22 protein-coding genes are annotated in these 21,840 nt (G+C 60.1%); 9 read left to right on the forward strand and 13 right to left on the reverse strand.

Going from position 1 to position 21,840, the window contains the following annotated elements; all coding sequences use genetic code 11:
• Positions 1 to 35: 35 nt before the first annotated feature.
• Positions 36 to 2,048: a hypothetical protein gene (locus J9788_RS17250; RefSeq protein WP_370576358.1), complete on the forward strand. Its 2,013-nt coding sequence runs from the start codon at positions 36 to 38 to the stop codon at positions 2,046 to 2,048.
• 64 nt (positions 2,049 to 2,112) lie between these two features.
• Here the strand turns inward: J9788_RS17250 and rpoH are convergent, their stop codons facing one another.
• The 4 genes from rpoH to ftsY form a co-directional block, all read right to left on the reverse strand.
• On the reverse strand, positions 2,113 to 2,970 hold the full coding sequence (gene rpoH, locus J9788_RS17255) for an RNA polymerase sigma factor RpoH (RefSeq protein ID WP_004934345.1): 858 nt from the start codon (positions 2,968 to 2,970) through the stop codon (positions 2,113 to 2,115).
• 317 nt (positions 2,971 to 3,287) lie between these two features.
• Positions 3,288 to 4,241 carry a permease-like cell division protein FtsX gene (ftsX, locus tag J9788_RS17260; protein WP_004934340.1) on the reverse strand — a complete coding sequence of 318 codons (954 nt, stop codon included), beginning with the start codon at positions 4,239 to 4,241 and terminating at the stop codon, positions 3,288 to 3,290.
• The gene (ftsE, locus tag J9788_RS17265) at positions 4,231 to 4,902 is read right to left on the reverse strand and encodes a cell division ATP-binding protein FtsE (RefSeq protein WP_004934337.1); all 672 of its coding nucleotides are present in this window, start codon (positions 4,900 to 4,902) and stop codon (positions 4,231 to 4,233) included. Before ftsE ends, ftsX begins: the two co-directional genes overlap by 11 nt.
• A 5-nt stretch (positions 4,903 to 4,907) precedes the next feature.
• Positions 4,908 to 6,311 carry a signal recognition particle-docking protein FtsY gene (gene ftsY / locus J9788_RS17270; protein ID WP_182265658.1) on the reverse strand — a complete coding sequence of 468 codons (1,404 nt, stop codon included), beginning with the start codon at positions 6,309 to 6,311 and terminating at the stop codon, positions 4,908 to 4,910.
• 242 nt (positions 6,312 to 6,553) lie between these two features.
• On the opposite strand from ftsY, the gene rsmD reads away from it, so the two are divergent.
• Together rsmD and J9788_RS17280 are read left to right on the forward strand one after the other, a co-directional pair.
• A complete protein-coding gene (gene rsmD / locus J9788_RS17275; RefSeq protein WP_042783457.1) occupies positions 6,554 to 7,174 on the forward strand; it encodes a 16S rRNA (guanine(966)-N(2))-methyltransferase in 621 nt (206 codons plus the stop codon).
• Entirely contained in the window at positions 7,164 to 7,436 is a 273-nt protein-coding gene (locus J9788_RS17280) for a DUF1145 family protein (RefSeq protein WP_004934327.1), read from the forward strand. Before rsmD ends, J9788_RS17280 begins: the two co-directional genes overlap by 11 nt.
• A gap of 3 nt (positions 7,437 to 7,439) precedes the next feature.
• Here the strand turns inward: J9788_RS17280 and J9788_RS17285 are convergent, their stop codons facing one another.
• On the reverse strand, positions 7,440 to 7,796 hold the full coding sequence (locus J9788_RS17285; protein ID WP_046898849.1) for a DUF2500 domain-containing protein: 357 nt from the start codon (positions 7,794 to 7,796) through the stop codon (positions 7,440 to 7,442).
• A 259-nt stretch (positions 7,797 to 8,055) separates the two neighbouring features.
• Between J9788_RS17285 and J9788_RS17290 the strand changes: the two genes are divergently transcribed.
• Positions 8,056 to 8,790: a hypothetical protein gene (locus tag J9788_RS17290; protein ID WP_046898848.1), complete on the forward strand. Its 735-nt coding sequence runs from the start codon at positions 8,056 to 8,058 to the stop codon at positions 8,788 to 8,790.
• A 258-nt stretch (positions 8,791 to 9,048) separates the two neighbouring features.
• The gene (locus J9788_RS17295; RefSeq protein ID WP_046898847.1) at positions 9,049 to 9,675 is read left to right on the forward strand and encodes a lysoplasmalogenase; all 627 of its coding nucleotides are present in this window, start codon (positions 9,049 to 9,051) and stop codon (positions 9,673 to 9,675) included.
• 40 nt (positions 9,676 to 9,715) lie between these two features.
• Here J9788_RS17295 and J9788_RS17300 read toward each other — a convergent pair whose 3' ends face one another.
• Both J9788_RS17300 and J9788_RS17305 read right to left on the reverse strand, forming a co-directional pair.
• The gene (locus tag J9788_RS17300) at positions 9,716 to 10,093 is read right to left on the reverse strand and encodes an AprI/Inh family metalloprotease inhibitor (RefSeq protein ID WP_025304893.1); all 378 of its coding nucleotides are present in this window, start codon (positions 10,091 to 10,093) and stop codon (positions 9,716 to 9,718) included.
• Positions 10,094 to 10,147: 54 nt separating this feature from the next.
• Positions 10,148 to 11,611, reverse strand: a complete 1,464-nt coding sequence (locus tag J9788_RS17305; RefSeq protein WP_046898846.1) for a serralysin family metalloprotease — start codon at positions 11,609 to 11,611, stop codon at positions 10,148 to 10,150.
• Between the two features lie 680 nt (positions 11,612 to 12,291).
• Here J9788_RS17305 and J9788_RS17310 point away from each other — a divergent pair.
• Positions 12,292 to 14,610 carry a zinc/cadmium/mercury/lead-transporting ATPase gene (locus tag J9788_RS17310; protein WP_182265657.1) on the forward strand — a complete coding sequence of 773 codons (2,319 nt, stop codon included), beginning with the start codon at positions 12,292 to 12,294 and terminating at the stop codon, positions 14,608 to 14,610.
• A 59-nt stretch (positions 14,611 to 14,669) separates the two neighbouring features.
• Here the strand turns inward: J9788_RS17310 and J9788_RS17315 are convergent, their stop codons facing one another.
• From J9788_RS17315 to tusA, 3 genes are all read right to left on the reverse strand, one after another.
• Positions 14,670 to 14,945, reverse strand: coding sequence for a type II toxin-antitoxin system RelE/ParE family toxin (locus J9788_RS17315; protein WP_094141612.1), 276 nt, complete (start codon positions 14,943 to 14,945; stop codon positions 14,670 to 14,672).
• Positions 14,945 to 15,145, reverse strand: coding sequence for a stability determinant (locus J9788_RS17320; RefSeq protein WP_227414621.1), 201 nt, complete (start codon positions 15,143 to 15,145; stop codon positions 14,945 to 14,947). The genes J9788_RS17315 and J9788_RS17320 overlap by 1 nt, the downstream gene beginning before the upstream one ends.
• A gap of 62 nt (positions 15,146 to 15,207) precedes the next feature.
• Positions 15,208 to 15,453, reverse strand: coding sequence for a sulfurtransferase TusA (gene tusA / locus J9788_RS17325; protein ID WP_025304890.1), 246 nt, complete (start codon positions 15,451 to 15,453; stop codon positions 15,208 to 15,210).
• 220 nt (positions 15,454 to 15,673) lie between these two features.
• Between tusA and J9788_RS17330 the strand changes: the two genes are divergently transcribed.
• The 3 genes from J9788_RS17330 to J9788_RS17340 all read left to right on the forward strand — a co-directional run bounded on the left by J9788_RS17330 (position 15,674) and on the right by J9788_RS17340 (position 17,453).
• The gene (locus J9788_RS17330; RefSeq protein ID WP_182265656.1) at positions 15,674 to 16,333 is read left to right on the forward strand and encodes a 7-cyano-7-deazaguanine/7-aminomethyl-7-deazaguanine transporter; all 660 of its coding nucleotides are present in this window, start codon (positions 15,674 to 15,676) and stop codon (positions 16,331 to 16,333) included.
• Between the two features lie 41 nt (positions 16,334 to 16,374).
• Positions 16,375 to 16,809, forward strand: a complete 435-nt coding sequence (locus J9788_RS17335; RefSeq protein ID WP_182265655.1) for a GNAT family N-acetyltransferase — start codon at positions 16,375 to 16,377, stop codon at positions 16,807 to 16,809.
• A gap of 80 nt (positions 16,810 to 16,889) precedes the next feature.
• Complete coding sequence (locus tag J9788_RS17340; RefSeq protein ID WP_025304887.1) at positions 16,890 to 17,453, forward strand: DcrB family lipoprotein; 564 nt, start codon at positions 16,890 to 16,892, stop codon at positions 17,451 to 17,453.
• Positions 17,454 to 17,487: 34 nt separating this feature from the next.
• On the opposite strand, the gene glpC is transcribed toward J9788_RS17340, so the two are convergent.
• From glpC to glpA, 3 genes are read right to left on the reverse strand one after another with little or no spacing between them, the layout of a single operon-like run.
• Positions 17,488 to 18,687 carry an anaerobic glycerol-3-phosphate dehydrogenase subunit GlpC gene (glpC, locus tag J9788_RS17345; protein WP_182265654.1) on the reverse strand — a complete coding sequence of 400 codons (1,200 nt, stop codon included), beginning with the start codon at positions 18,685 to 18,687 and terminating at the stop codon, positions 17,488 to 17,490.
• Positions 18,684 to 19,952: a glycerol-3-phosphate dehydrogenase subunit GlpB gene (gene glpB / locus J9788_RS17350; protein ID WP_038874127.1), complete on the reverse strand. Its 1,269-nt coding sequence runs from the start codon at positions 19,950 to 19,952 to the stop codon at positions 18,684 to 18,686. Before glpB ends, glpC begins: the two co-directional genes overlap by 4 nt.
• Entirely contained in the window at positions 19,942 to 21,591 is a 1,650-nt protein-coding gene (gene glpA, locus J9788_RS17355) for an anaerobic glycerol-3-phosphate dehydrogenase subunit A (RefSeq protein WP_182265653.1), read from the reverse strand. Before glpA ends, glpB begins: the two co-directional genes overlap by 11 nt.
• Positions 21,592 to 21,840: the final 249 nt, after the last annotated feature.

Genomic DNA, 21,840 nt, shown 5'->3' on the forward strand with positions numbered 1-21,840 from the left:
CGGCACGGAACACCCGCCGCCTTCTTCCGCTGGCCATGCTGATCGGCGCCGCACTGCCGCTGGGCGGCTATGCCTGCGGCCCGGATTTTCCTAACCGGCTGCTGATCGATCGCAACGGCACCCTGCTGTATATGCCGGAGGGCAATTTCGCCTTCGAAGCCGGCCGGCTGGTGCCGATGGATAAACAGTTGCCGCACTGGCAAGCCCCACCGCCACCGATGCCGCCGAAACCAATGCCGCAGTCGCCGGAAACGATCGCGATCGGCAAAATGCGCGCCGCCAAGACGGTGGAAGAAGCTGACGCCGTCAATACGCAGGGGCTATCCAACGCCGCCCGCCTTTATCAACTGGGTGCCGTCGCTTTCGCCAGCCTCGATCCGCGCGCCGCAGACTATTTCCAGCAGGTGCTGAAGCTACCGGCCGCCGAGCAGGGCGATTTGGGGCTGCGGGCGCAGTATTCGCTTGGGCGGGTATTGATGGATGACCACGGCACCCCGGTGAATGAATCTGGTGAACCGGCGCTCACCGCCGGCCACCCGCCGAAAGCCGAACTGGAACAGGCGCTGGCAGCATTCCAGCAGGTGATCGACCGGGTGAAAAGCGGCGCCGCCGATCCCGATCAGCTGGCGCTGAGCAGCCTTGGGCAGCAGGCGCGCATCCACCTGTGGCTGGGTGACGTCGCCCCCGCCGCCCATCTGTACGCGCAACAGGCGGCGCAGGGCGATCCGAGCGGCGGGCAGTCGCTGCAGTACGTCTCCAGCTTCCTGGTCAACCCCGACCATTTGGACACGCTGAAACAGATTATCGGCGATCCGTTGATCCAGCAGCTAGTGACCATTGAGCTGTTCGCCCGCAGCGGCAACCTGCAAATGGCGGATACCGACGGCAACGGCCGCTCCGCGCAAATCATCAACCAGATCCTGACGCTGCTGGACGGCTCAGTGAAAAGCGGCTTCGCCGGCAGCGATCGGCTGGCGGCGCTGGCTTACCGTTCGGGGCAGTACCCGATGGCGGCCAGCCTGCTGAAAAACGCCGGCGACAGCGGCCTGGCGTGGTGGCTGCGCGCCAAAATGGCGCTGCGCGACGGCGACGTGAAAGCCGCCACCGCCGCCTACGCCAAGGCGGCAAGCGCGTTTCCCGCCGACGAAAGTTGGGGTGAACAGCGCAACGCCGACTTCGTCGCGGAAACCATCGTGCCCGAGTGCCGGGTGGCCGGCGAACAGGCCATCCTGGCGCTGAACCGAGGCGACTATCTGCAGGCGATGGACCTGCTGTATCGCGGCAAAGCGCTCTACTGGGCCGACGTGGCCGACGTGGCGGAACGGGTGCTGACCGTCGATGAGTTGAAAGGCTTTGTCGATAAGCACGCCCCGGCGCCGACGACGCCGCTCAAGCCGGTTAATCCGGACGATTACGGCGGCCAGCAGATCACGCCGGAGGTGCAGCTGCGCGAACTGCTGGCGCGGCGGCTGATGCGCGCCGGGCGAGCGCCGGAGGCGCTGGCCTACTTCGATATCCCCAACTACCGGCAAGCGGCGCAGCAGTTCGCCGACGAGCTGAAGGCCGCCAAGGACAAATCCGCTGCGCCGCTGGCGCGCGCGCAGGCTTACTATCGCGCCGCCAACCTCCTGCGTTCTCAGGGGCTGGAGTTCACCGGCTATGAGATGACGCCGGATTACGCCATCTATGGTGCCGGCTATTCCTATCTGGGGGATGCGTTCGATACCCGCGAGCTGAAGCATAAAAGCTGGATCGACAGCGCAGAAGCGGCGCGCGCCAAGGCGGCGCTACCGGAGGAAGACAACCGTTTCCTGCACTATCGCTGGCAGGCGGTGGGGCTGGCGCAACAGGCGGCCGATCTGCTGCCGCCGAAGAGCCAGGCCTATGCCGCCGTGCTGTGTAACGCCGCCAGCTGGGTTATCAAACGCGACGCCAAAACCGGCCGGGCGCTTTATCAGCGCTATATCAACACCGGCACCCGTTATCCGTGGGCGGCGAAATTCGGCTACGACTGCCCGGCGCCGGACTTCGCCGCCGTGGCGCCATAACGCCGAATTTCAGGCACTAAAAAGCCCGGCAAGCCGGGCTTTTTTTATCGAATTTCGCATCGACTCAGGCTTCGATCGCCATTTTCAGTTTCTTCATGGCGTTCTTTTCCAGCTGGCGCACGCGTTCGGCGGAAACGCCGTACTGATCGGCCAGCTCCTGCAGCGTCGACTTATTGTCGTCATCCAGCCAACGGGCGCGGATGATATGCTGGCTGCGCTCGTCCAAACCTTCCAGCGCATAGGCCAGTTTGTCTGCGGCGTTGCTTTCCCAGTTATCTTCCTCGATGCCTTCGGCGAAGTCCGAGCTCTTGTCCTGCAGGTACAGCACCGGCGCCATCGACTGGCCATCGCGGGCCTCGTCGTCCGGAGTCGGATCGAATGTCATGTCCTGCGCCGCCATGCGCGATTCCATCTCGCGCACGTCTTTGCTGGTGACGCCCAGCTCACGGGCCACCAGTTCCACTTCGTCCTGGTTGAACCAGCCCAAACGCTGTTTGGTTTTGCGCAGGTTAAAGAACAGCTTGCGCTGCGCTTTGGTGGTCGCCACTTTCACGATGCGCCAGTTGCGCAATACGTACTCGTGGATTTCCGCCTTAATCCAATGCACCGCAAAGGAAACCAGACGCACGCCGACTTCCGGGTTGAAGCGGCGAACGGCTTTCATCAGGCCGATGTTACCTTCCTGAATCAGATCCGCCTGCGGCAGACCATAGCCTGAATAGTTGCGGGCAATATGAGCGACAAAGCGCAGGTGAGACAGGATGAGCTGCTTAGCGGCATCCAGATCGCCCTGATAATGCAGCCGTTCAGCCAGCTCCCGCTCTTCCTCTGCCGTCAGCATCGGATAGGCGTTGGCTGCCCGGATATAGGCTTCCAAGCTACCTTGGGGTACTAAGGCTAAAGTTTGCATTTCTTTGGTCATTCAAACCCTCTCTATGAGAATACAAAATCATGCAGGTGATTATTACAGCGGGGAAATGATTGATTCTACGGCAGTTGCTGAAGCAAAAGCGGTTCCACACGCCGGGCACCTTAACATTTGCTGCAATTTTTGACCGTACTCCGCCCTAAAAGTTCACCCTTTTTTGCAAGCATTGTTGCTGACAATACGTGACGAGGGTGCAGGCCGATAGGGAATTTGTGCGCTAAGAAGAGAGGGATGGTGCTGACTTCGCTTGAGGTCACTCTTCTCCCGCAACGCGATCAAAAGCAGCAGGAGAAGAGTATACCAAAAAAATCTTACTGTGGTGTAAATCGGCGTAAATGTTGCACCGTCGCCAGCCAGGCGGCGATCCAGCCGATCATCGCGGAGATGATCAGCAGCAGCAGCGCCTCATCCCAGCCCAGCCCGTGCAAGGTGAAGGTGGTGCCGAACACCTTGGCCACCCCGGCGACCACCGACTCCAGCTGCCACACCAGCGCGCCGGACAGCACCAGCGACAGCAGCGCGCCGGCAAAGCCCAGCATCGCCCCGCCGTTGAGGAACGGCCGCAGGATAAAGCCGTCGGTGGCACCGATCAGCTTCATCACGTTGATGGTGTCGCGGCGGCTGAAGATGCTCAGACGCACGCTGTTGCCGATCACCAGGAACACCGCCACAATCATCAGCACGCCGATGATCGCCGCAATCTGGCCCGCCAGCCCGGTCAGCGCCGCCAGGCGGGCAAACCAGCTGTCATCCATACGCACTTCTTCCACGCCCTGCACCGCCGCCACGCGATCGCGCAGGGTGTTGAGGGTGTCCGAACTCTGGAAGCTCAGCTTCGGCGTGACGATCGCCACCGCCGGCAGCGGGTTCTCTTCCAGCATGTCCAGCGCGCCGCCAAAGCCCGACCAGTTACGGAACTCGCCGCGTGCTTCTTCACGCGACAGGTAGTTCACCTTCTCCACGCCGGCTTCCGCCTTGATGGCGTCGAGCACTTTCAGCGCGGCGTCGTCATCGAGCGATTTATCCAGATAAACGGTCAGCTGCGGCGTTGGATACCACTGGCTGGCCGCAGTGCTGACGTTTTTCCACACGATGTAGCACACGCTCGGCAGCGTCAGGGAAATGGCGATCACCATCACCGTCAGCAGCGTCGCCAACGGCTGACGCAGCATGTCTTTGATGGCGTTCATCCAGGCGTAACGCCACTGTTCGCGCCAGCCGCCGCGCAGCGCCTTGCTCTTGGCGGTTTTTGCGTTATTGGCCATGGTGAGCGCCCCCTTGCATGCGGCCCTGGCTCAGCGTCAGGATGCGGTAATTGCGGCGGGCGATAAGCCCGGTGTCGTGCGTCGCCATCAGTACGGTCACGCCGACGCGGTTGAATTCTTCAAACAGGCGCAGAATGCCTTCCGACAGCGCATCATCCAGGTTACCGGTCGGTTCATCCGCCAGCAGCACCGCCGGCTTGTTCACCACCGCACGGGCGATGCCCACGCGCTGCTGCTCACCGCCGGACAGCTGAATCGGGAAGTTTTTCGCTTTATCCAGCAAACCGACCTTGTCCAGCGCGGCGGAAACGCGGCGGCGGATATCTTCGGTGCTGGCGCCGGCGATGATCAGCGGCATCGCCACGTTGTCATACACCGTGCGATCCAGCAGCAGGTGGTGATCCTGGAAGATCATGCCGATCTGCCGACGCAGGAACGGCACCTCGCGGTTTTTCAAGCGACTGATGTCGTGACCGCCAAACCAGATGTGGCCGGCGCTGGGCCGTTCGATACCGCAAATCAGTTTCAGCAGGGTACTTTTCCCCGCGCCGGAATGGCCGGTCAGAAACGCCATCTCCGCCGGGCGCAGATGGAAATCAACCCCCTGCAGCGCTTGCCGTCCGCCCAGATAAGCTTTACTGACCTGTTCAAAGCGAATCATCCGTATTAATCCTCTCGGGCAAAAAGTGCCTCAATAAAATCGTCAGCCTTAAACGGCCGCAAATCTTCGATGCCTTCCCCGACGCCGATATAGCGGATCGGGATACCGAACTGATCGGCGATGGCGAAGATCACCCCGCCCTTGGCGGTACCGTCCAGTTTAGTCAGCGTGATGCCGGTTAAGCCCACGGCCTCATTAAATAATTTCGCCTGACTGACCGCATTCTGGCCGGTGCTGGCATCGAGCGTCAGCATAACCTCATGGGGGGCCTGGTCGTCCAGTTTTTTCATGACGCGGACGATCTTCTTCAGCTCTTCCATCAGGTGCGATTTGTTCTGCAGACGGCCGGCGGTATCGGCGATCAACACATCGATGCCGCGCGCCTTGGCGGCCTGCACTGCATCGAAGATCACCGAAGCGGAATCCGCGCCGGTATGCTGCGCCACCACCGGAATGCGGTTGCGTTCGCCCCACACCTGCAGCTGCTCCACCGCGGCGGCGCGGAAGGTATCCCCCGCCGCCAGCATCACCGACTTGCCTTCCGCCTGGAATTGACGCGCCAGCTTGCCGATGGTGGTGGTTTTACCCACGCCGTTCACGCCGACCATCAGGATGACATACGGGGTTTTCCCGCTGACATCCAGCGGCTGATCGACCTTGGCCAGAATTTCGGACATTTCCTCCTTCAGCTTGCCGTACAACGCTTCGGCGTCTTTCAGCTGCTTGCGGCTGGCGTGCTGGGTCAGGGAGGTGATGATTTTGCGCGTGGTATCCACACCGACGTCAGCGATCAGCAGCTGTTCTTCCAGCTCGTCGAACAGATCGTCGTCGATCTTTTTACCGCGGAACAGCCCCATAAAGCCGGAGCCGAGGTTTTGTTTGGTCTTCAGCAGGCTGCGCTTCAGGCGGGCGAAGAAGCCTTCTTTGGTCGGCCTTTCCTGTTCTTGCGCCGCGGCCGGCACCACCGGCTCAAGCGGTTCTTCTTCCACTTCCGGCACGGATTCAGGTTCAACAACCGGCACCGGCTCAACAACCGACACAGGCTCGACGACCGGCTCAGGTTCAACGACCGCTTGCTGTTGCGCCGCCACCTGTTCGGTGACGCTGACGATCTCTTCGGCCAGCGCTTGCGCCGCCGGCTGTTCAGCCGCCGCCGGCAAATTTTCCGCGATTTGCTCGCCGGCCTGACCGTTATCCCACTCTCCCGGGGTGTCGACGGAGGCGGCAGGTTCAGATTCCTGGGCGGGGAGCTTGTCGTCCAGCTTGGCGGCGGCCGGTGCAGCCGGCGTCTCCGCGGCCTGAGCTTCCGCCTGCTCTACCGGCTGCTCAGGTTGCTGTTGCTCTTCTTCCTTCTCCTTCTGGCCAAAGCCCAGCCAGGAGAAAAACCCACGTTTCTTATCTTTTGCCATGTTATGACTCTACTCCGTACCGAAGGCTCGCTTACCCTACATACCTGAAGGATATATGCTGACAATAATCCGCCGAGTCTATCACTTTCCCTCGCGCAGCAACACGCATCCGGCATGCTTTCCGGTGTGAAATCAGACAACAACGTTTTACCGTTCCCCCCGACGCCCGTCACCGGTAGAATAGGGACAACTTTTCGTTAACCTCGGCGGCCCCGCGCCGCAAAAGAAATCAAACAACGCTTATGACAAGACTCTCGCCACGGGCGGCGGCCAAAAAACCGCCCCAGGCCGCCGCCGGACAGATCCGCATCATCGGCGGCCAATGGCGCGGCCGTAAGCTCCCGGTGCCGAACAGCCCGGGGCTGCGCCCCACCACCGATCGGGTACGCGAAACCCTGTTCAACTGGCTGGCGCCGGTGATTCAGGGCGCGCGCTGCCTGGACTGCTTCGCCGGCAGCGGCGCATTAGGGCTGGAAGCGCTGTCGCGCTATGCCGGCAGCGCCACGCTGCTCGAATTCGAACGGCCGGTGGCGCAGCAGCTGGAAAAAAATCTGGCGCTGCTGCAGGGCAAAGGGGTGGTTATCAACACCAACGCGCTGAGCTGGCTGGCGGGCGACGGTCAACCGTTCGACGTGGTGTTCCTCGATCCGCCGTTTCGCAAAGGCCTGCTGGCGGAGACCGTCTTGTTGCTGGAGCAGCGGGGCTGGCTGGCCGACGAGGCCTGGATCTATGTAGAAGCCGAGGCGGAAAGCGCCGCGGCAGACGTGCCTGCCAGCTGGCAGTTGCACCGGGAGAAGGTCGCCGGCCAGGTGGCTTATCGCCTTTATCTTCGTTCGCAAGAGAAAACCGACCATGCTGATTAATCTGGGCCGCCTGCTGATGCTGTGCGTATGGGGCTTCCTGCTCTCTAACCTGTTCCATCCGTTTCCCAAGCCGCTGAAGTATTTCATCGACGTGGCGCTGTTCTTTATGGTGGTGATGCACGGCCTGCAGCTGGTGCTGTTGAAATCCACCCAGCCGAAGGATCAGCCGATCAGCTACTGGCAAGAGGCCAAGATCTTTATCTTTGGCGTGTTCGAGCTGCTGGCCTGGCAAAAGAAACAGCCGCCCATCAAGAAAAAGTGACCGCTACGGCTGAACGGTGAACGAGACGAAGCGCGCGCCCTGCATGTTTAACGTGCCCTGCGCGCCTTTTTCTATCGGGTTGTACTGCCATTGCTTCAGCCGCAGCGTAATGTTTTCACCGCCCTGGTTCGGGCTGAACACCACCTCGTAATACATCGGCTCGTTGACCAACGGCTCGCGCTGCGGTGCGCGAGTCTTGGCGACCGGCACCGCGCGTTTGTCGCTCACCGTCACCTGCAGACTGCGCATCGGCGCGCGATCGTTTTCCGCCTCCTGCTGGCGCTGTTTGAAGTAACGTTGCGTGGCCAGCACGGCGATCAACGCAATGACGGCGACAAAAAATAGCGGTGGCTTACTCATCGGTTTCCTATTTCCTTCACGGCTAAATCAGCGTAAACATAGCACACCTGCACAACCCGACGTGAAACTCTATGCTCTCCCGAAGGGGTACAAAGCAGCAAGAACTTGCTCCGCCATTCTATTATAGGTGCTCACAACGTTTCTCTGTTTGGAAATGATTAATTACTATGCTAGCCTAACCCCGGAAATATATTAACACCCTTCTGAATAACAAAATAAAGACCCGCTAAACAATCAACCTTAATCAAACGGATTTGACATGGAAAAAATAAGCAAATTAGCTTGGACAGGCCTGGTGATTAATATCACCCTGGCTGCAATCATCCAATTTTATTCATCTCAGAATGGCGCATTAAGCAGCTATGAAGAGCTGCTCCTTGAAGATTTCATTAAAATAGTTCTTATTATATTCGCAATATCAATACCTATGCAGGTTATCAGCCTGTTGCTTTTATCTAAAGCGCCGAAAGCGGGCCGCGTGCTCGCCTTTATCGCCACCGTCCTGATGTTGCCACTGAGCATGATCTTCTTCATCGGCTATCTGTTCAGCTATGAATGGCGTTACAACCGCGGATTGACGCTCTTCAACGCCGATGCTCACCCTCCGCTTGATGTCAGCCTGGGATTCAATTTGAAGCAATTTTCATTATCCGGGATATTATGTATCGTCCTCGGCATCGTTATCGGCCTGATTGGTATCAACGTCGGTTGGGTGTTGGTCGCCGCCGGGGTGGTAGCACTGGTCAATTCATCCCGCTTGGAAGGCCGCATAATGATCGGCCTCTCACAGGATAATTTGATTGTCACACCGGCGCTATATGCCGAAACGTTTATCATTCCAATAAGTGACGTCACGCTGATACAAGACAGGCCTCAATCATTTAAGCTGAAAATTAAATCTGGTGGCGTTGATAGAACCTGCACCATCCTAAAAAGAGAGCATCAGCAGGCGGAGTTTGGAAAAGTCATCGCAAAAATCGCTACGCAGAAATAGTGCCGTGACACCGCAGCTAATAATAAAGCGAGGGGGAATATCTCCCTCGTTGTTTTTTTAATTCAAAATGCGATAGCGCATACTCCCCCTTGCCAGAATGCTACTCACAAGAGAAACTGCCAAGCAGACCGGCCGCCGCCCGTACGCAAGAAAGCATTGTCGAACGTCGGCAGGCTACCTACACTGAAATGAAGAAGTGACATGGGTGACAGTTTGGAGCCGGTGGTTGCGGCTCCCTTCTACATAAGGAAGACATAAATGAGTTGGCCGTTCCTTGCCGTATTCTTTTCCGGTTGGCTGTTCGTCGACGCCTCTTACCGCGGGCCGCGCTGGCAGCGTTGGGTGTTCAAACCCGTCACGCTGCTGCTGCTGTTGCTGTTGGCCTGGCAGGCACCGGTGCTCAGCGCCGCGGGTTATCTGATCGTACTCGGCCTGCTGGCGACGCTGATCGGCGATGGGCTGCTTCTGTTGCCGCGCGAGCGGGTGCTGTACGCCATCGGCGCCTTTTTCCTGTCCCACTTGCTGTACACCCTGAGTTTCGCCAGCCAGATGACGTTCAGTCTGTTCTGGCCGCTGCCGCTGGCGCTGCTGGCGATCGGTGCATTGCTGCTGGCCACCCTTTGGACCCGGTTGGAAGAGATGCGTTGGCCGATCGTCACCTATGTGGCGATGACGCTGCTGATGGTCTGGCTGGCGGGCGAGCAATATTTCCTGCGCAGCACCGATTTCGGCTTCTCGCTGCTGACCGGCACCTCGCTGCTGCTGCTGGCCAATGTGGTTTGGCTGCTCAACCGCTACCGCTTCACCTTCCGCGCGGCGGACGCCATCGTGGCTTTCTGTTACTTTTCCGGCCACTTCCTGATCGTGCGTTCGCTCTACCTGTAGAGACCTGCCGCGGGTTCGGCGCGCCGAACCCGTTTCTTCATCAAGCCAGCGCTTTCAACGTCAGGGCATCACCCGCACCCAGTTGATTGCGGTACAGATCGCCGTCGCGCGAGAAGAACGCCAGCGTGCTGCCATCCGCCTGCAGCAGGGCGATGCCGTCCGGCGCCGGGCGCCAGCCCACCACCTCGGCCGCAAATACGCTTTGCAGACAACGCTGCCGATCCACCAGCTGGTAGCCGTTGGTCTCGCTTTGCTCATTGGCCAGAAACTCGATTTGGCATTGCCGTTCGCTGTCGGCTACCTGCCATTGCCCCGCCAGCGACTGCGCGGTCGGCAGCGCCAGACTGCCGGCCATCACCGCACTCGTCACCATCATGCCTCCCGCCGCCAGGGCGGCGCGCGTTAAAGTACCTTTCATACCGGCTCCCACATCACGCCCGGCCGAGACTGCGCCGGGCGCTCCGTTGCTGCGTTACACGATAAAGTCAGTGGCGACGTCTACCTGACCGACGATTTTCACCAGGAAGTCCGGCGCCTGATGACCACCGATGTTCACCGACAAATCGGTCACGTTGTTGGACGCGTTGTAGCTCAGCAGCGCTTCACCGGCCGCGCCGCTGAAGTGATCGACGAAGTGAATGAAATCGCTGCTCTGCGCCTCTTTGTTGAAGAACGACAGATCAATCTTGTCGATCCCTTTCTGGAAGTCGCGGATCCAGTCTGAAGCGCCCGGCGCGGAATCGCTGGCGGCAGAGAACACGAAGATGTCTTTACCGGCACCGCCCCACAGCTCGTCCGCCCCGCCGCCGCCGAACAGCACGTCGTTACCCGCGCCGCCTTTCAGCACGTTATTGGCCGCGTTGCCGACGATCACGTCGTTGCCGGAACCGCCAATGGCATTCTCGATGGTCACACCGGCGGCGATCGAGACGTTGCCTTTCAGGCCGCCCACGTCGGAGAACGACTTCTCGTTCAGGTTGATGCGCTGGTTAGCGGTGTAACCGGAGAAGTCGAAGGTATCGTTGCCGCCCGCATCCCACACCGCAAAGATCAGTTTTTGCGAGTTGCTGGTGGTGCTGAGGAAGTCACGACCGGTGTTGGAGTTAAAACCGTACACGGTGTCGCCGGTGCGGGTCGACAGGTTGGCGCCATACAGATGTTGAATAGCGGCAATGTCATCCAGCAGCGGAGCTGCGGCGTAATGACCGCCGTTATCGCCACCGGTGTTGGTTTCGCTCCAGTAGCTCATCAGGCTGAACTGGCGGGTGTCTTCCGCATAAGTGACGTCGCGATAGGTCGGGTTGCCTTCACCGGCGTTGTAATCGCCCGGATGGCTCAGACCCAGCGCATGGCCAATCTCATGGGTGAACGTCTGGCGGCCGTAGTCTTCGGTCGCCGGATGCTTCACGTTGGACTGATTGACGTTGTACCAGGTCTGGCCTCCCAGATCCTGCCCCTGCCAAATGGTGTTCGGCAGGAAGGCGTAGGCCTGGGTGCCGTAATCATAGTGGCCGGGACGATCCTGGCTGTAGTTACCGAAGGTGATGTTGGCCTTTTGTCCGGCCGCCACTTCGGTAAAGGTGATATTGGCGACGTCGGCCCAGGACTGCAGCGACAGCTTAGCCTGCTGCTGCTGTTCCGCGCTGAACTTGCTCAGCCCGGTGTCGCCGGCGACGTTGGTGGAAGAGAACTTATAGTCCGGGAAGGAGAAGGTTAATTTGACCGGCTGGCCAAATACCTTGTAACCGTTCCAGGTTTGGTTCTCACGGGTAATAAACAGCCCAGCTTGCTCGTTAGAAAATGAATCCTTGCCATTAATCTGAATCCCGTTGCCCCGCTCATGATAATGCAACAGGTCGTCTACAGCATCGTAGCCGGTTGTGGCGGCCGCGAAGTTGGATTCAGTAATTTCAATTGCCTTTTTAGTAGATTGCATTGGTTCGATTCCACTCATTACCTGATTGATATCAATCAGACAGATAGACATAACCTCCCCGTAAGCCACGGTTAATGAACCTTAAGCTTGCTGGAAGGGGCTTATGCGCCGTTGCCGGCAGTGTGTTTGGTAGAATTAATGCATATATATCAGCAAATAAGATCACCATTAAAAATGGTAATCGATTCCAATTATAGGCAGGACCGCAAAACTGCACATAAAATAATCAACCATTTATTATCGCAACGAAAGTTTGTTATGCTACTTTTTGCGCTTATTTACAAAACAAATGAAACTTAGAGAGGAGAAGTTGGCACCAAACTTCAATAGCAATGCGGCTTGCAGACACAAGCGAATCATGCTGGCTGATTAGGCGCAAAAAGATAAATTTTGCTAACGCGTTATAGATAAATAACTCTTTATTATTAGACCGGGCGACTTTTTAGTTTCTATAGGAATATTATTTTCTTATTTAAACTAACGGCGGCGAGACTTTTTCTCGAAATAGGCAATAAGAAAAAGCAATAGATTAAAATTCGCATTATTCATTATTGAATGAATCCCCCCATAACGCCCGAACGCCGTTAGCAATAATTCTCATCCGGAGCTTGACTCTGGAGTGGGCTCCAGGGTGTAGAGTCAGCTGAGCAAACCCGGTTAACTGCCCGAAGGGGGACGTTATGCACAATCAGCAAAATCATAATCATCAGGAACATCACCACGCCGAAGGCGGATGCGGCTGCAACCACAGCCACAGCAAAACCCAGCATGGCTGCAGCAGCGAGCCGAAGAACGCCGCTGTGCAGACCGAACACGCCCACCACCATCACGATCATGGCGATAGCGGCTGCTGCGCCGCCGCCCCCGACGATCCGGACGAGGAAAGCGACAGGCTGGCCGCCGCTCCCCCTTCCGGCAGCCAACGTTTCAGCTGGAAAGTCACCGGCATGGACTGCCCCAGCTGCGCCAAGAAAATCGAAAATGCCGTCACCGCGCTCCCCGGCGTTGACAGCGCACGCGTATTGTTCGCCACCGAAAAACTGGTGGTCGACGCACAGTCCGATATCAGCCTGCGGATCCAGGACGCGGTCGCCCAGGCCGGTTTTACCCTGCTCGGCGCTCAGACCGCCAAAGATGCCGCGCCAAAAGCCTCGCGCTTCGGCGAATTTGCGCCGCTGCTGTTGTTAACCACCCTGATGGTGGTCAGCTGGGTGCTGGATCGGATTAACCCGGAGCTGGGTCGCATCGCCTTTATCGCCACCACGCTGGTCGGGTTGGCGCCGGTCGCCGCCAAGGCGCTGCGTCTGATTCGCTCCGGCACGCCGTTCGCCATCGAAACGCTGATGAGCGTGGCGGCCATCGGCGCGCTGTTCATTGGCGCCACCGCCGAGGCGGCGATGGTGCTGCTGCTGTTTATGGTCGGCGAGCTGCTGGAATCCTACGCCGCCAACCGTGCGCGGCGCGGGGTAAAGGCGCTGATGGAGCTGGTGCCGGAAGATGCGCTGCTGCTGCAAGGCACGGAACGCAAACGCGTGCCGGTCGCCAGCCTGCGCCCCGGCGACGTGATTGAAATCGCGCCCGGCGGGCGCCTGCCGGCCGACGCCGAGCTGCTCAATCCGTTCGCCAGCTTCGACGAAAGCGCCCTGACCGGTGAATCGGTGCCGGTCGAGCGTCAACAGGGGGAAAAAGTGGCCGCCGGCAGCCTGTCCGTCGATCAGGCGGCGCAGATGAAGGTGATCTCCGAGCCCGGCAAAAATGCCATCGACCGTATTCTACAGTTGATTGAAGAGGCCGAAGAGCGCCGTGCGCCGATCGAACGCTTCCTCGATCGCTTCAGCCGCTATTACACCCCGGCCATTATGCTGCTGGCGGTCGCGGTGATCCTGGTGCCGCCGCTGCTGTTCTCGCAACCATGGGATACCTGGATCTATCGCGGCCTGACGCTGCTGTTAATCGGCTGTCCATGCGCGCTGGTGATCTCGACCCCGGCGGCCATTACCTCCGGACTGGCGGCCGCCACGCGGCGCGGCGCGCTGATTAAAGGCGGCGCAGCGCTGGAACAGCTGGGGCAGGTGCAAACCATCGCCTTCGATAAAACCGGTACCCTGACCGAGGGCAAGCCGACGGTCACCGACGTGCTGCCCATCGGCACGCTCACCGAACAACGGCTGTTGCAGCTTGCCGCCGCGGTGGAAGCCGGTTCACATCACCCGCTGGCGCAAGCGATCATCAACCGCGCCGCCGAGAGCGGGGCTGAGCTACCGCTGGCGCAGGCGCGCCGCGCGCTGGCCGGCATCGGTGTGGAAGGAATAGTGGACGGCAAGACCGTGCTGATCAGCGCGCCGGGCAAGCTGGCGCCAGGCCTGCTCGACACCCAATGGCAGACCCGGGTGGACAAGCTGGAAAACGCCGGTAAAACGGCGGTGGTGGTGCTGGCAGACGGCACGCCCATCGGTTTGCTGGCGCTGCGCGATACGCTGCGCGGCGACGCCAAACAGGCGATAGCCGAACTGAACGCGCTGGGTATTCGCGGCGTGATGCTGACCGGCGACAACCCGCGCGCCGCCGCGGCGATCGCCGGCGAACTGGGCCTCGACTATCGCGCCGGTCTGCTGCCGGAAGATAAGGTCAAAGCGGTCACCGAGCTGAGCGAACTGCGCCCGACGGCGATGATCGGCGACGGCATCAACGACGCCCCGGCGATGAAAGCCTCCAACATCGGCATCGCCATGGGCAGCGGCACCGATGTGGCACTGGAGACCGCCGACGCCGCCCTGACCCACAACCGGCTGCTGGGCGTCGCGGAAATGATCCGCATCTCGCGCGCCACCCACGCCAACATCCGGCAAAACATCACCATCGCGCTGGGATTGAAAGGGGTCTTTCTGATCACCAGCCTGCTGGGGTTAACCGGGCTGTGGCTGGCGGTGCTGGCGGACTCCGGCGCCACCGCGCTGGTCACCGCCAACGCGTTGCGACTGTTGAGAAAGCGCCAATAACATGGTGTCAGACCGGGTTTCTCAATGGAAGCCCGGTATGATGGATTACGGTGCCGATACTAAGGATATTGTCGGCGCGCATGTAAAACCCTCAACACCCGGATGTGAGTTTCCAGCACTTGATAAACCAAGAGATAATTGGGATGTAGAGGAATTTCATGCGTGCCGTCCACTCTGCCACGCCGGAAAAGTCGAGGATGACTGGCGGCGGGAATGACCGCCTCCATGATGAGAAGCTTCATTTTTCTGGCCGCCAAAGGATTGTCATTGGCGATGAATCCCACAATCTCCGCCAGATCCTGACGTGCGGCTCGAGTCCATTCGATGCTGAGCATTATGACTGTTTAGCTTTGATCCTGGCTTCTGCAGCAGCGATAACAGCATCCATTTCAGCCATCACGTCATCATGAGGAATACCGGGCAATGGCTCATCCATGGCTTCCTGAACTTTTTCAAGAAACCAGCGCTCATAGCCCTGCGTGTGTTCCTCATTTTCCATCTTGGCAACCGTAGGCACTAGTAAAATACTCATCATCGTTTGTCCCTTTCGAACGCTCCCCCAATCGCAGGGAGCTTATCTTACGAGACGATTAAAAACTATACACCTTTACGTAACAGATAACGGTATGGCGCCTGCTCGGTCTCCTGCGCCACCAGCGTATGCTCCATAAAGCGGCAGAACCCCGGGATATCGCGGGTGGTGGCCGGATCGTCGGCGATAATCAGCAGCGTTTCGCCGTTGTCCATATGGCGCACGGTTTTGCGCACCATCATCACCGGTTCCGGGCAACGCAGCCCCAGCGCGTCGAGCGTCTGGTCTGCCTGGGCAAATAAGTCAGTCATGCAATTTTTCTCGTTCAAAAACGATCGGCGAACGCTCGCCGCATCTCATTAGCGCCTAGTTTACGCCGGTAGTTTTTCTGCGCAAGATGCGTTAACGTTTACGTTAAATTTAACCATTGCATTGGTTGCGCAAACGCGTATCATGCCGCCGCGCAGCGTTTTTTGCTGTTTTGACAAGACACACTGGGTTCCCTCACCCCACTGCTAAAAAGGCTACAACATGTATTCGTTTACCGCACAGCAGCGCTTCACGGCGTTGGTCTGGCTTTCGCTGTTTCATATCGCCATCATTACCTCCAGCAACTACCTGGTGCAGCTGCCGATCAGCGTTTTCGGCTTCCATACCACCTGGGGCGCCTTTACCTTCCCGTTTATCTTCCTGGCGACCGATTTGACCGTGCGCATCTTCGGCGCGCCGCTGGCGCGGCGCATCATCCTGGCGGTGATGGTGCCGGCGCTGTTCATCTCCTACGTGATCTCCACCGTCACCTATCAGGGAGAATGGCAGGGCATCGCCGCGCTGAGCAGTTTTAACCTGTTCGTGGCGCGCATCGCCGTGGCCAGCTTTATGGCCTATGTGCTCGGCCAGATCCTCGACGTACACGTCTTCAATCGCCTGCGTCAACGCAGCGCCTGGTGGGTGGCGCCGGCGGCGGCGATGTTCCTCGGCAACATCAGCGATACGCTGGCGTTCTTCTTCATCGCCTTTTATAAGAGCAGCGATCCCTTCATGGCCAACAACTGGGTGGAGATCGCGCTGGTGGATTACAGCTTCAAGGTGATGATCTGCCTACTGTTCTTCCTGCCGATGTACGGCGTGTTGCTGAACATGCTGCTCAAACGCATCGCGGCGCGCAGCGGCAGCCTGCAGCCGGGCTGAGTCGTGTTATTCTGGGCGGCCTTATCCTTTGGAGGCCGCTCATGACCCCAATCGTCCGCACCGCCACGCTCGAAGAAATCCACCGCCTTTACCAACGCATCCCCGAATTCGGCGGCCTGCACAGCCTGGCCGATCTGCAGCAACGTATCGGCACCGCCCCCGCCAGCCTGTTGATCGCCGAGATAGGCGGACAGCCGGCCGGTTTCAAACTCGGTTATCAACAGCAGGAAACGGTGTTTTACAGCTGGCTGGGCGGCGTGCTGCCAGCGTTCCGTCGCCACGGCGTGGCGCAGACCTTGTTGGCCGAACAAGAGCGCTGGGCGCGGGCGCAGGGCTATCACCAACTGACGGTCAAAACCCGTAACCGGTTCCGCGCCATGCTGACGATGCTGCTCGCCCATCACTATCAGATTGTTCATCTGGAAAAGAAAGGCGAAGTGGCTGATTATCGGCTATTACTGGAAAAAAACTTGTGACAACATCTGCCTTGCATTTCAACCTGGAATAGGTTGCGATACGACAGTGAATCCCTACCGGAAAGGAATAAGGAAGCCCGATGCGTAAAGTAGCGAAATTGATGGGTATCAGCCTGCTGGCGCTTGGCCTCGCGGCCTGCGACGGCAACACCAAAGACACCAAGGCAGCGCCAGACGGCGCGGCGGCCAGCGCGCCGGCCGGGCAGCAGGTGAGCCTGCTGGATGGTAAACTGGCGTTCACCCTGCCGGTCGGCATGGCGGATCAGAGCGGCAAGCTGGGCAACCAGGCCAACAACATGCATGTTTACGCAGACAGCACCGGCCAGCGCGCAGTGATCGTCATCTTGGGCGACAAGACTGCCGACAGCCTGGAGACTCTGGCCAAGCGCCTGGAGAACACCCAGCGCGCGCGTGACGCCAACCTGCAGGTGATCACCAACAAGGCGCTCGACGTCAACGGCGTGCCGCTGCGTCAGCTGGACAGCATCATCACCAGCGGCGGCGAGAAAGCCTATTCTTCCGTCCTGATCGGTTCGCTGAACAACAACATGCTGACCATTCAGGTGACGCTGCCGGCGGACAACCAGCAGCAGGCGCAGACCGAAGCCGAAGGCATCATCTCCACCCTGAAACTGAAGCAGTAATCCCGCAGGGGCCGGTTTGCCGGCCCCTGAGTCTTTATGCCAACGCCTGCGCCAGCAGGGTGATCGGATGTTCGCAGCGCTTGCTGGTGGACATTTCTATCTGCCATTTGCAGGTTTCGCAGTCGGTCACCACCAGATCCACTCCGCTCTCTTCTATCTGCCGGAACAGCGGCGCGCCAATGCCTTGCGACGTGGCATAGTTCTCCGATTTGAACCCGTAGGTGCCGGCGATGCCGCAGCACTGCGAATCCAGCACCACCAGCTCCAGCCCCGGTATCTGCCGCAGCAGCTCCAGGGTGTAGGCGGTCCAGCCCATCTTCTCCATATGGCAAGGCGTGTGATAAGCCACCCGCAGCGGCGTGCGCTTGAGCGGCAGGCTGCGCCCCTGGTTGATCAGGCGATAGAGATAGCGCGTCGCCAGCTCCACCCGATCGCGCACCGCAGTGGTGTCTACGTCCAGCAGATGAGGGTATTCGTCACGCAGGGTGAAGGTGCAGCTCGATGAGGTCGCCACCACCGGAATGCCGCGATCCAGCACCGTTTCATGCAGCGATTCGGCATTGACCCTGGCCTGCTTTTTAGCCTGATCGATAAACCCGTTGGCGATCAGCGGCACGCCGCAGCATTTCTCGCGTTTCAGCAGTTGCACGCCGATATCCAGCGCGTTGAACACCCGGACCAAATCCTTGCCCAGCTGCGGGTGGTTATAGTTGACGAAGCAACCGTGGAAGAATGCCACCTGCTCGGCGTAACGCTGCTGAGCCTGCGCCTGTTGCCGGTACCAGCGGCGGAAGGTGCCGAAGGAATATTTCGGCAGTTCGCGCCGGTGATCGATCTTCAGCGCCTTGTCCAGCAGCTTGCGTACCGGTTTCAACCCGGTGGCGGCGTTGACGATCGGCGCAAACGGCGTCGACAGCGATCCCATGATATCGGTATGGCTGAGGATGGCATCGCGCAGCGTCGGCTTGCTCTGGGCGAAGTCGGCGCGGGCGCGCTGAATGATGTCGCCGATTTTGACGTCGGACGGGCAGGCCACTTCACAACGCTTGCAGTTGGTGCAGTATTTCAGCGCTTCATCGTACAGCGCCGGGTCTTTCAGCCGCAGCCGCTCGCCGTCCGGTCCCGCCTGTTTCGGCCCCGGGTAGAGCGGGTTCACTTTGGCGACCGGGCAGTAAGTGGTGCAGACGGTGCATTTAATGCAGCTTTCAAAGCTGTGGTCCCGATGCAGGCTCATACGTTCTCCTCCGCGGCGATCTGCTGCGCGACGTGCAGCGCGCCGATCAATGACACGCCGGCGCCGCAGCCCTGCTGCAGCGGATCGTAGCCGCCGGCGACCGCGCCGATGGCGTACAGGTTGTCGAACGGCACGCCCTGCTTCATCGCCCGCAGCCTGCCGTCGGTACGCACGCCGAACTGCAGGTAAGGCTGCGGCGCGAACAGCTCGCGTCGGCTCCAGTCGGCGCGATCCGCCCGGCTGTGTACGTCCAGCCCGAAGATCGGCTCACGCACCCCGTCGAAATCGGCCACCAGCCCGTTGCTGAAGAAGCTGCCGCTGGCCAGCACCACCTGCTGCGCCCGCAGCGGAATATCGCCGTGGTTGCGGGTGTACAAACCGGTGACGCGGCCGGCTTCGCTCTCGGCGCGCAGCACGCTGTCGCCCGGCATGAAAACGCCGCCCAACTGCTGGAAACGCCGCCGCAACGCCTGGTGCAAGCGCATGCCGGGCACCGAAGGCGGCAACGTCGGCAGCAGTCGGATCGGCTTGCCGACCGCATCCTGCAGCACCGCCAGCGACGCGTCGTCCTCCAGGCCCAGACAGGCCGGCAGGAAGAGCGCCTCGGCCTCGCCCGCCAGCCGCCGCAGCTCTTCGGCCATCGGCGGCAGGCTTTCCATCAAATCCAGTACCCGGGCGATGTTCACCGCGCGGAACTCGCTGGGGTTATTGCGCAATCTGTCCAGTGCCGGCATGTGCAGATAGGCCACGTCCGTCTGCACGCCGAGCTCGCGGCTTAAGGCGTCGGCGGCCATCTGCGGTTGGAAGTCGAGGAACCCTTCGATGCCGATCACCGCAATGCGCCGCCACGGCAGTTGGCCGGTCAGCGGCAGCGTCGGGATCGCTTGCGGGCTGAGCCAGGTGGCGCGGCGCGTGCCGAGCGGCGTGATGCGTAGATGGTTGTTCACCCCCTCGCCCTGCAGATTCAGCCCGCAGCGTTCCAGCAGCCGCTGCGCGGCGGCGGACAGCGCCGCCACCCGGCCGGGCCCGATCAGAGCGTACGGATGCTGCGGCGCCTGTTGCGCCAGCTGCGGCAACGCCGCCAGCGGCATCTCGACCGGCGTGCCGTCCGGCAATCTCGCCAGCAGATCGAGCGAGCCGGAGGAGAAGTAGAGCGCGCTCTGGCCAGAACTGACCACCGCGCAGCGCTTGCCCTGTTCGGCCACGGCAATGGCGCAGCTCAGGCCCGCCAGGCCGCCGCCAATCACCACAACGTCAAATCGCATCATCCGCCTCCTGCTCCTGGTCGGTCTGGGCTTCAAGCCCGCATAATCCCTGGTAAACCCAGCTGGTGAATTCGCTCTCGCGCAGCGCATCGCCCCAGGCGATCGGCCGTACGCCTTTCCAGCGTTCGTTGAGGAACTGCGACAGCTGCGCGATGGATTGCTGCGGCGTGCTGACGTTAAAGCGCGTCAACAGCCCGGCGGCGCGGCAGGCGCAGAGTTCGCCCTGGCAGGTGCCCATGCCGACGCGGGTGCGGCGGCGCAGATCCACCAGGTTATTGACGGTCAGCGAGTTGACCGCATAACGCACTTCCCCGGCGGTCACCGCCTCGCACTCGCACACCAGGCTGGTGTCGAGCCGATCGGCCGCCGGCACCTGGCTGGCGCGATCGCCGTGCCGGTAAATCGCCGAGCCGCGGATGCTGGCGGGCAGAGAAACCACGCTGCGCACCGTTTCTTCCGCCGACTGACGGGATCCGGGCAGCGCGTCCTGCGCGGTGGTGCACGGACTATTTACGCCGAGCTTTTCACATACCTTGTCGGTGGCCCACTCCGCCATCAGGCGGTAGGTCATCAGCTTGCCGCCGGTGATGGTGATAAACCCTTCCAGCCCGTCGCGGGCGGCATGATCGAGCAGCACGATGCCGCGGCTGACGTTGCGCCCGCTGGGATCGTCGTCGCTGGCTACCAGCGGCCGCACCCCGGCATAGGCGCGCAAAATGCGGGTCTGCGCCAGGGTGGGCGCCAACAGCGCCCCTTCGCGGATCAGAATGTCCACCTCCTGCGGGGTCACCAGCATGTTGTCAATTTGGTCGTAGTCGATATGGGTCGAGGTAGTGCCGATCAGCGAGATGGTGTCGCCCGGCACCAGGATGTCGGCATCCGCCGGTTTGCGGCAGCGGTTGATCACCATGTTGTTGATGCGATGGCCGAGGATCAGCAGCGCTCCCTTGGCCGGGAACATGCGGATGCGCAAATCGGCGTATTCGGCGATCTGCTGGCCCCAGATGCCGGCGGCGTTGACTACCACCGGCGCGTGCAGCTCATAGCGCCGCTGATTCTGATGGTCGTAAACGCGCACGCCCGTCACCCGATCGCCGCTGCGCAGCAACCCCACCACCTGATGGTAGGTCAGGATCTGCGCGCCGTGCTCGCGCGCGTCCAGCATATTGGCGGCGGTCAGCCGGAAAGGATCGACGGTGCCGTCCGGCACCCGCACCGCGCCAATCAGCGCCGGGTTAGCCGCCGGCTCCAGCCGCAGCGCCAGCTGCGGGTCGATCGCTTCGGCGTCGATGTCTGCCTGGCGACAGGCGGCGATAAACTGCTGCTGATAGTCCAGCGAGTCTTGCGGCAAGGTGATGAACAGCCCGTCGGTGCGCTCGATACAGTGATGCGCGATGCGTTTCAGGATGCGGTTCTCTTCTATGCATTCGCGCGCCGACTCGCCGTCGGTCACCGCATAGCGCGCGCCGCTGTGCAGCAAACCGTGGTTGCGGCCGGTGGCGCCGGTGGCGATGTCGTGGCGCTCCAGCAAAATGCATCGCAAGCCGCGCCGCGCACAGTCGCGGGCAATGCCTGCGCCGGTGGCGCCGCCGCCGATGATGATCACATCCGTTTCGCCGCCGTCAAAATAGCTGCTCATGTCGCTCCCTCAGGATCGGTAGTTATGAGCCTATTGAGCCACGGTTATTAGGGTCTTTGTTTGATAAGGAACAATAACGAACATAAAACGAAATAAAAATGTCCACAAAAAACCATCAATGTGATCATAATCACGATTTTTGGACGTTTTTCTATTTCATAACGTTAACGAATCGCTCAAAATCCGCCGTGGTTTCATGAAAGTGTAACAATTGCGCCATTCGTCACAGCGACACCAGGCGTATTTGAT

This window comes from Serratia sp. X10 (genome assembly GCF_017811775.1).
GTDB classification, from domain to species: domain Bacteria; phylum Pseudomonadota; class Gammaproteobacteria; order Enterobacterales; family Enterobacteriaceae; genus Serratia; species Serratia ureilytica.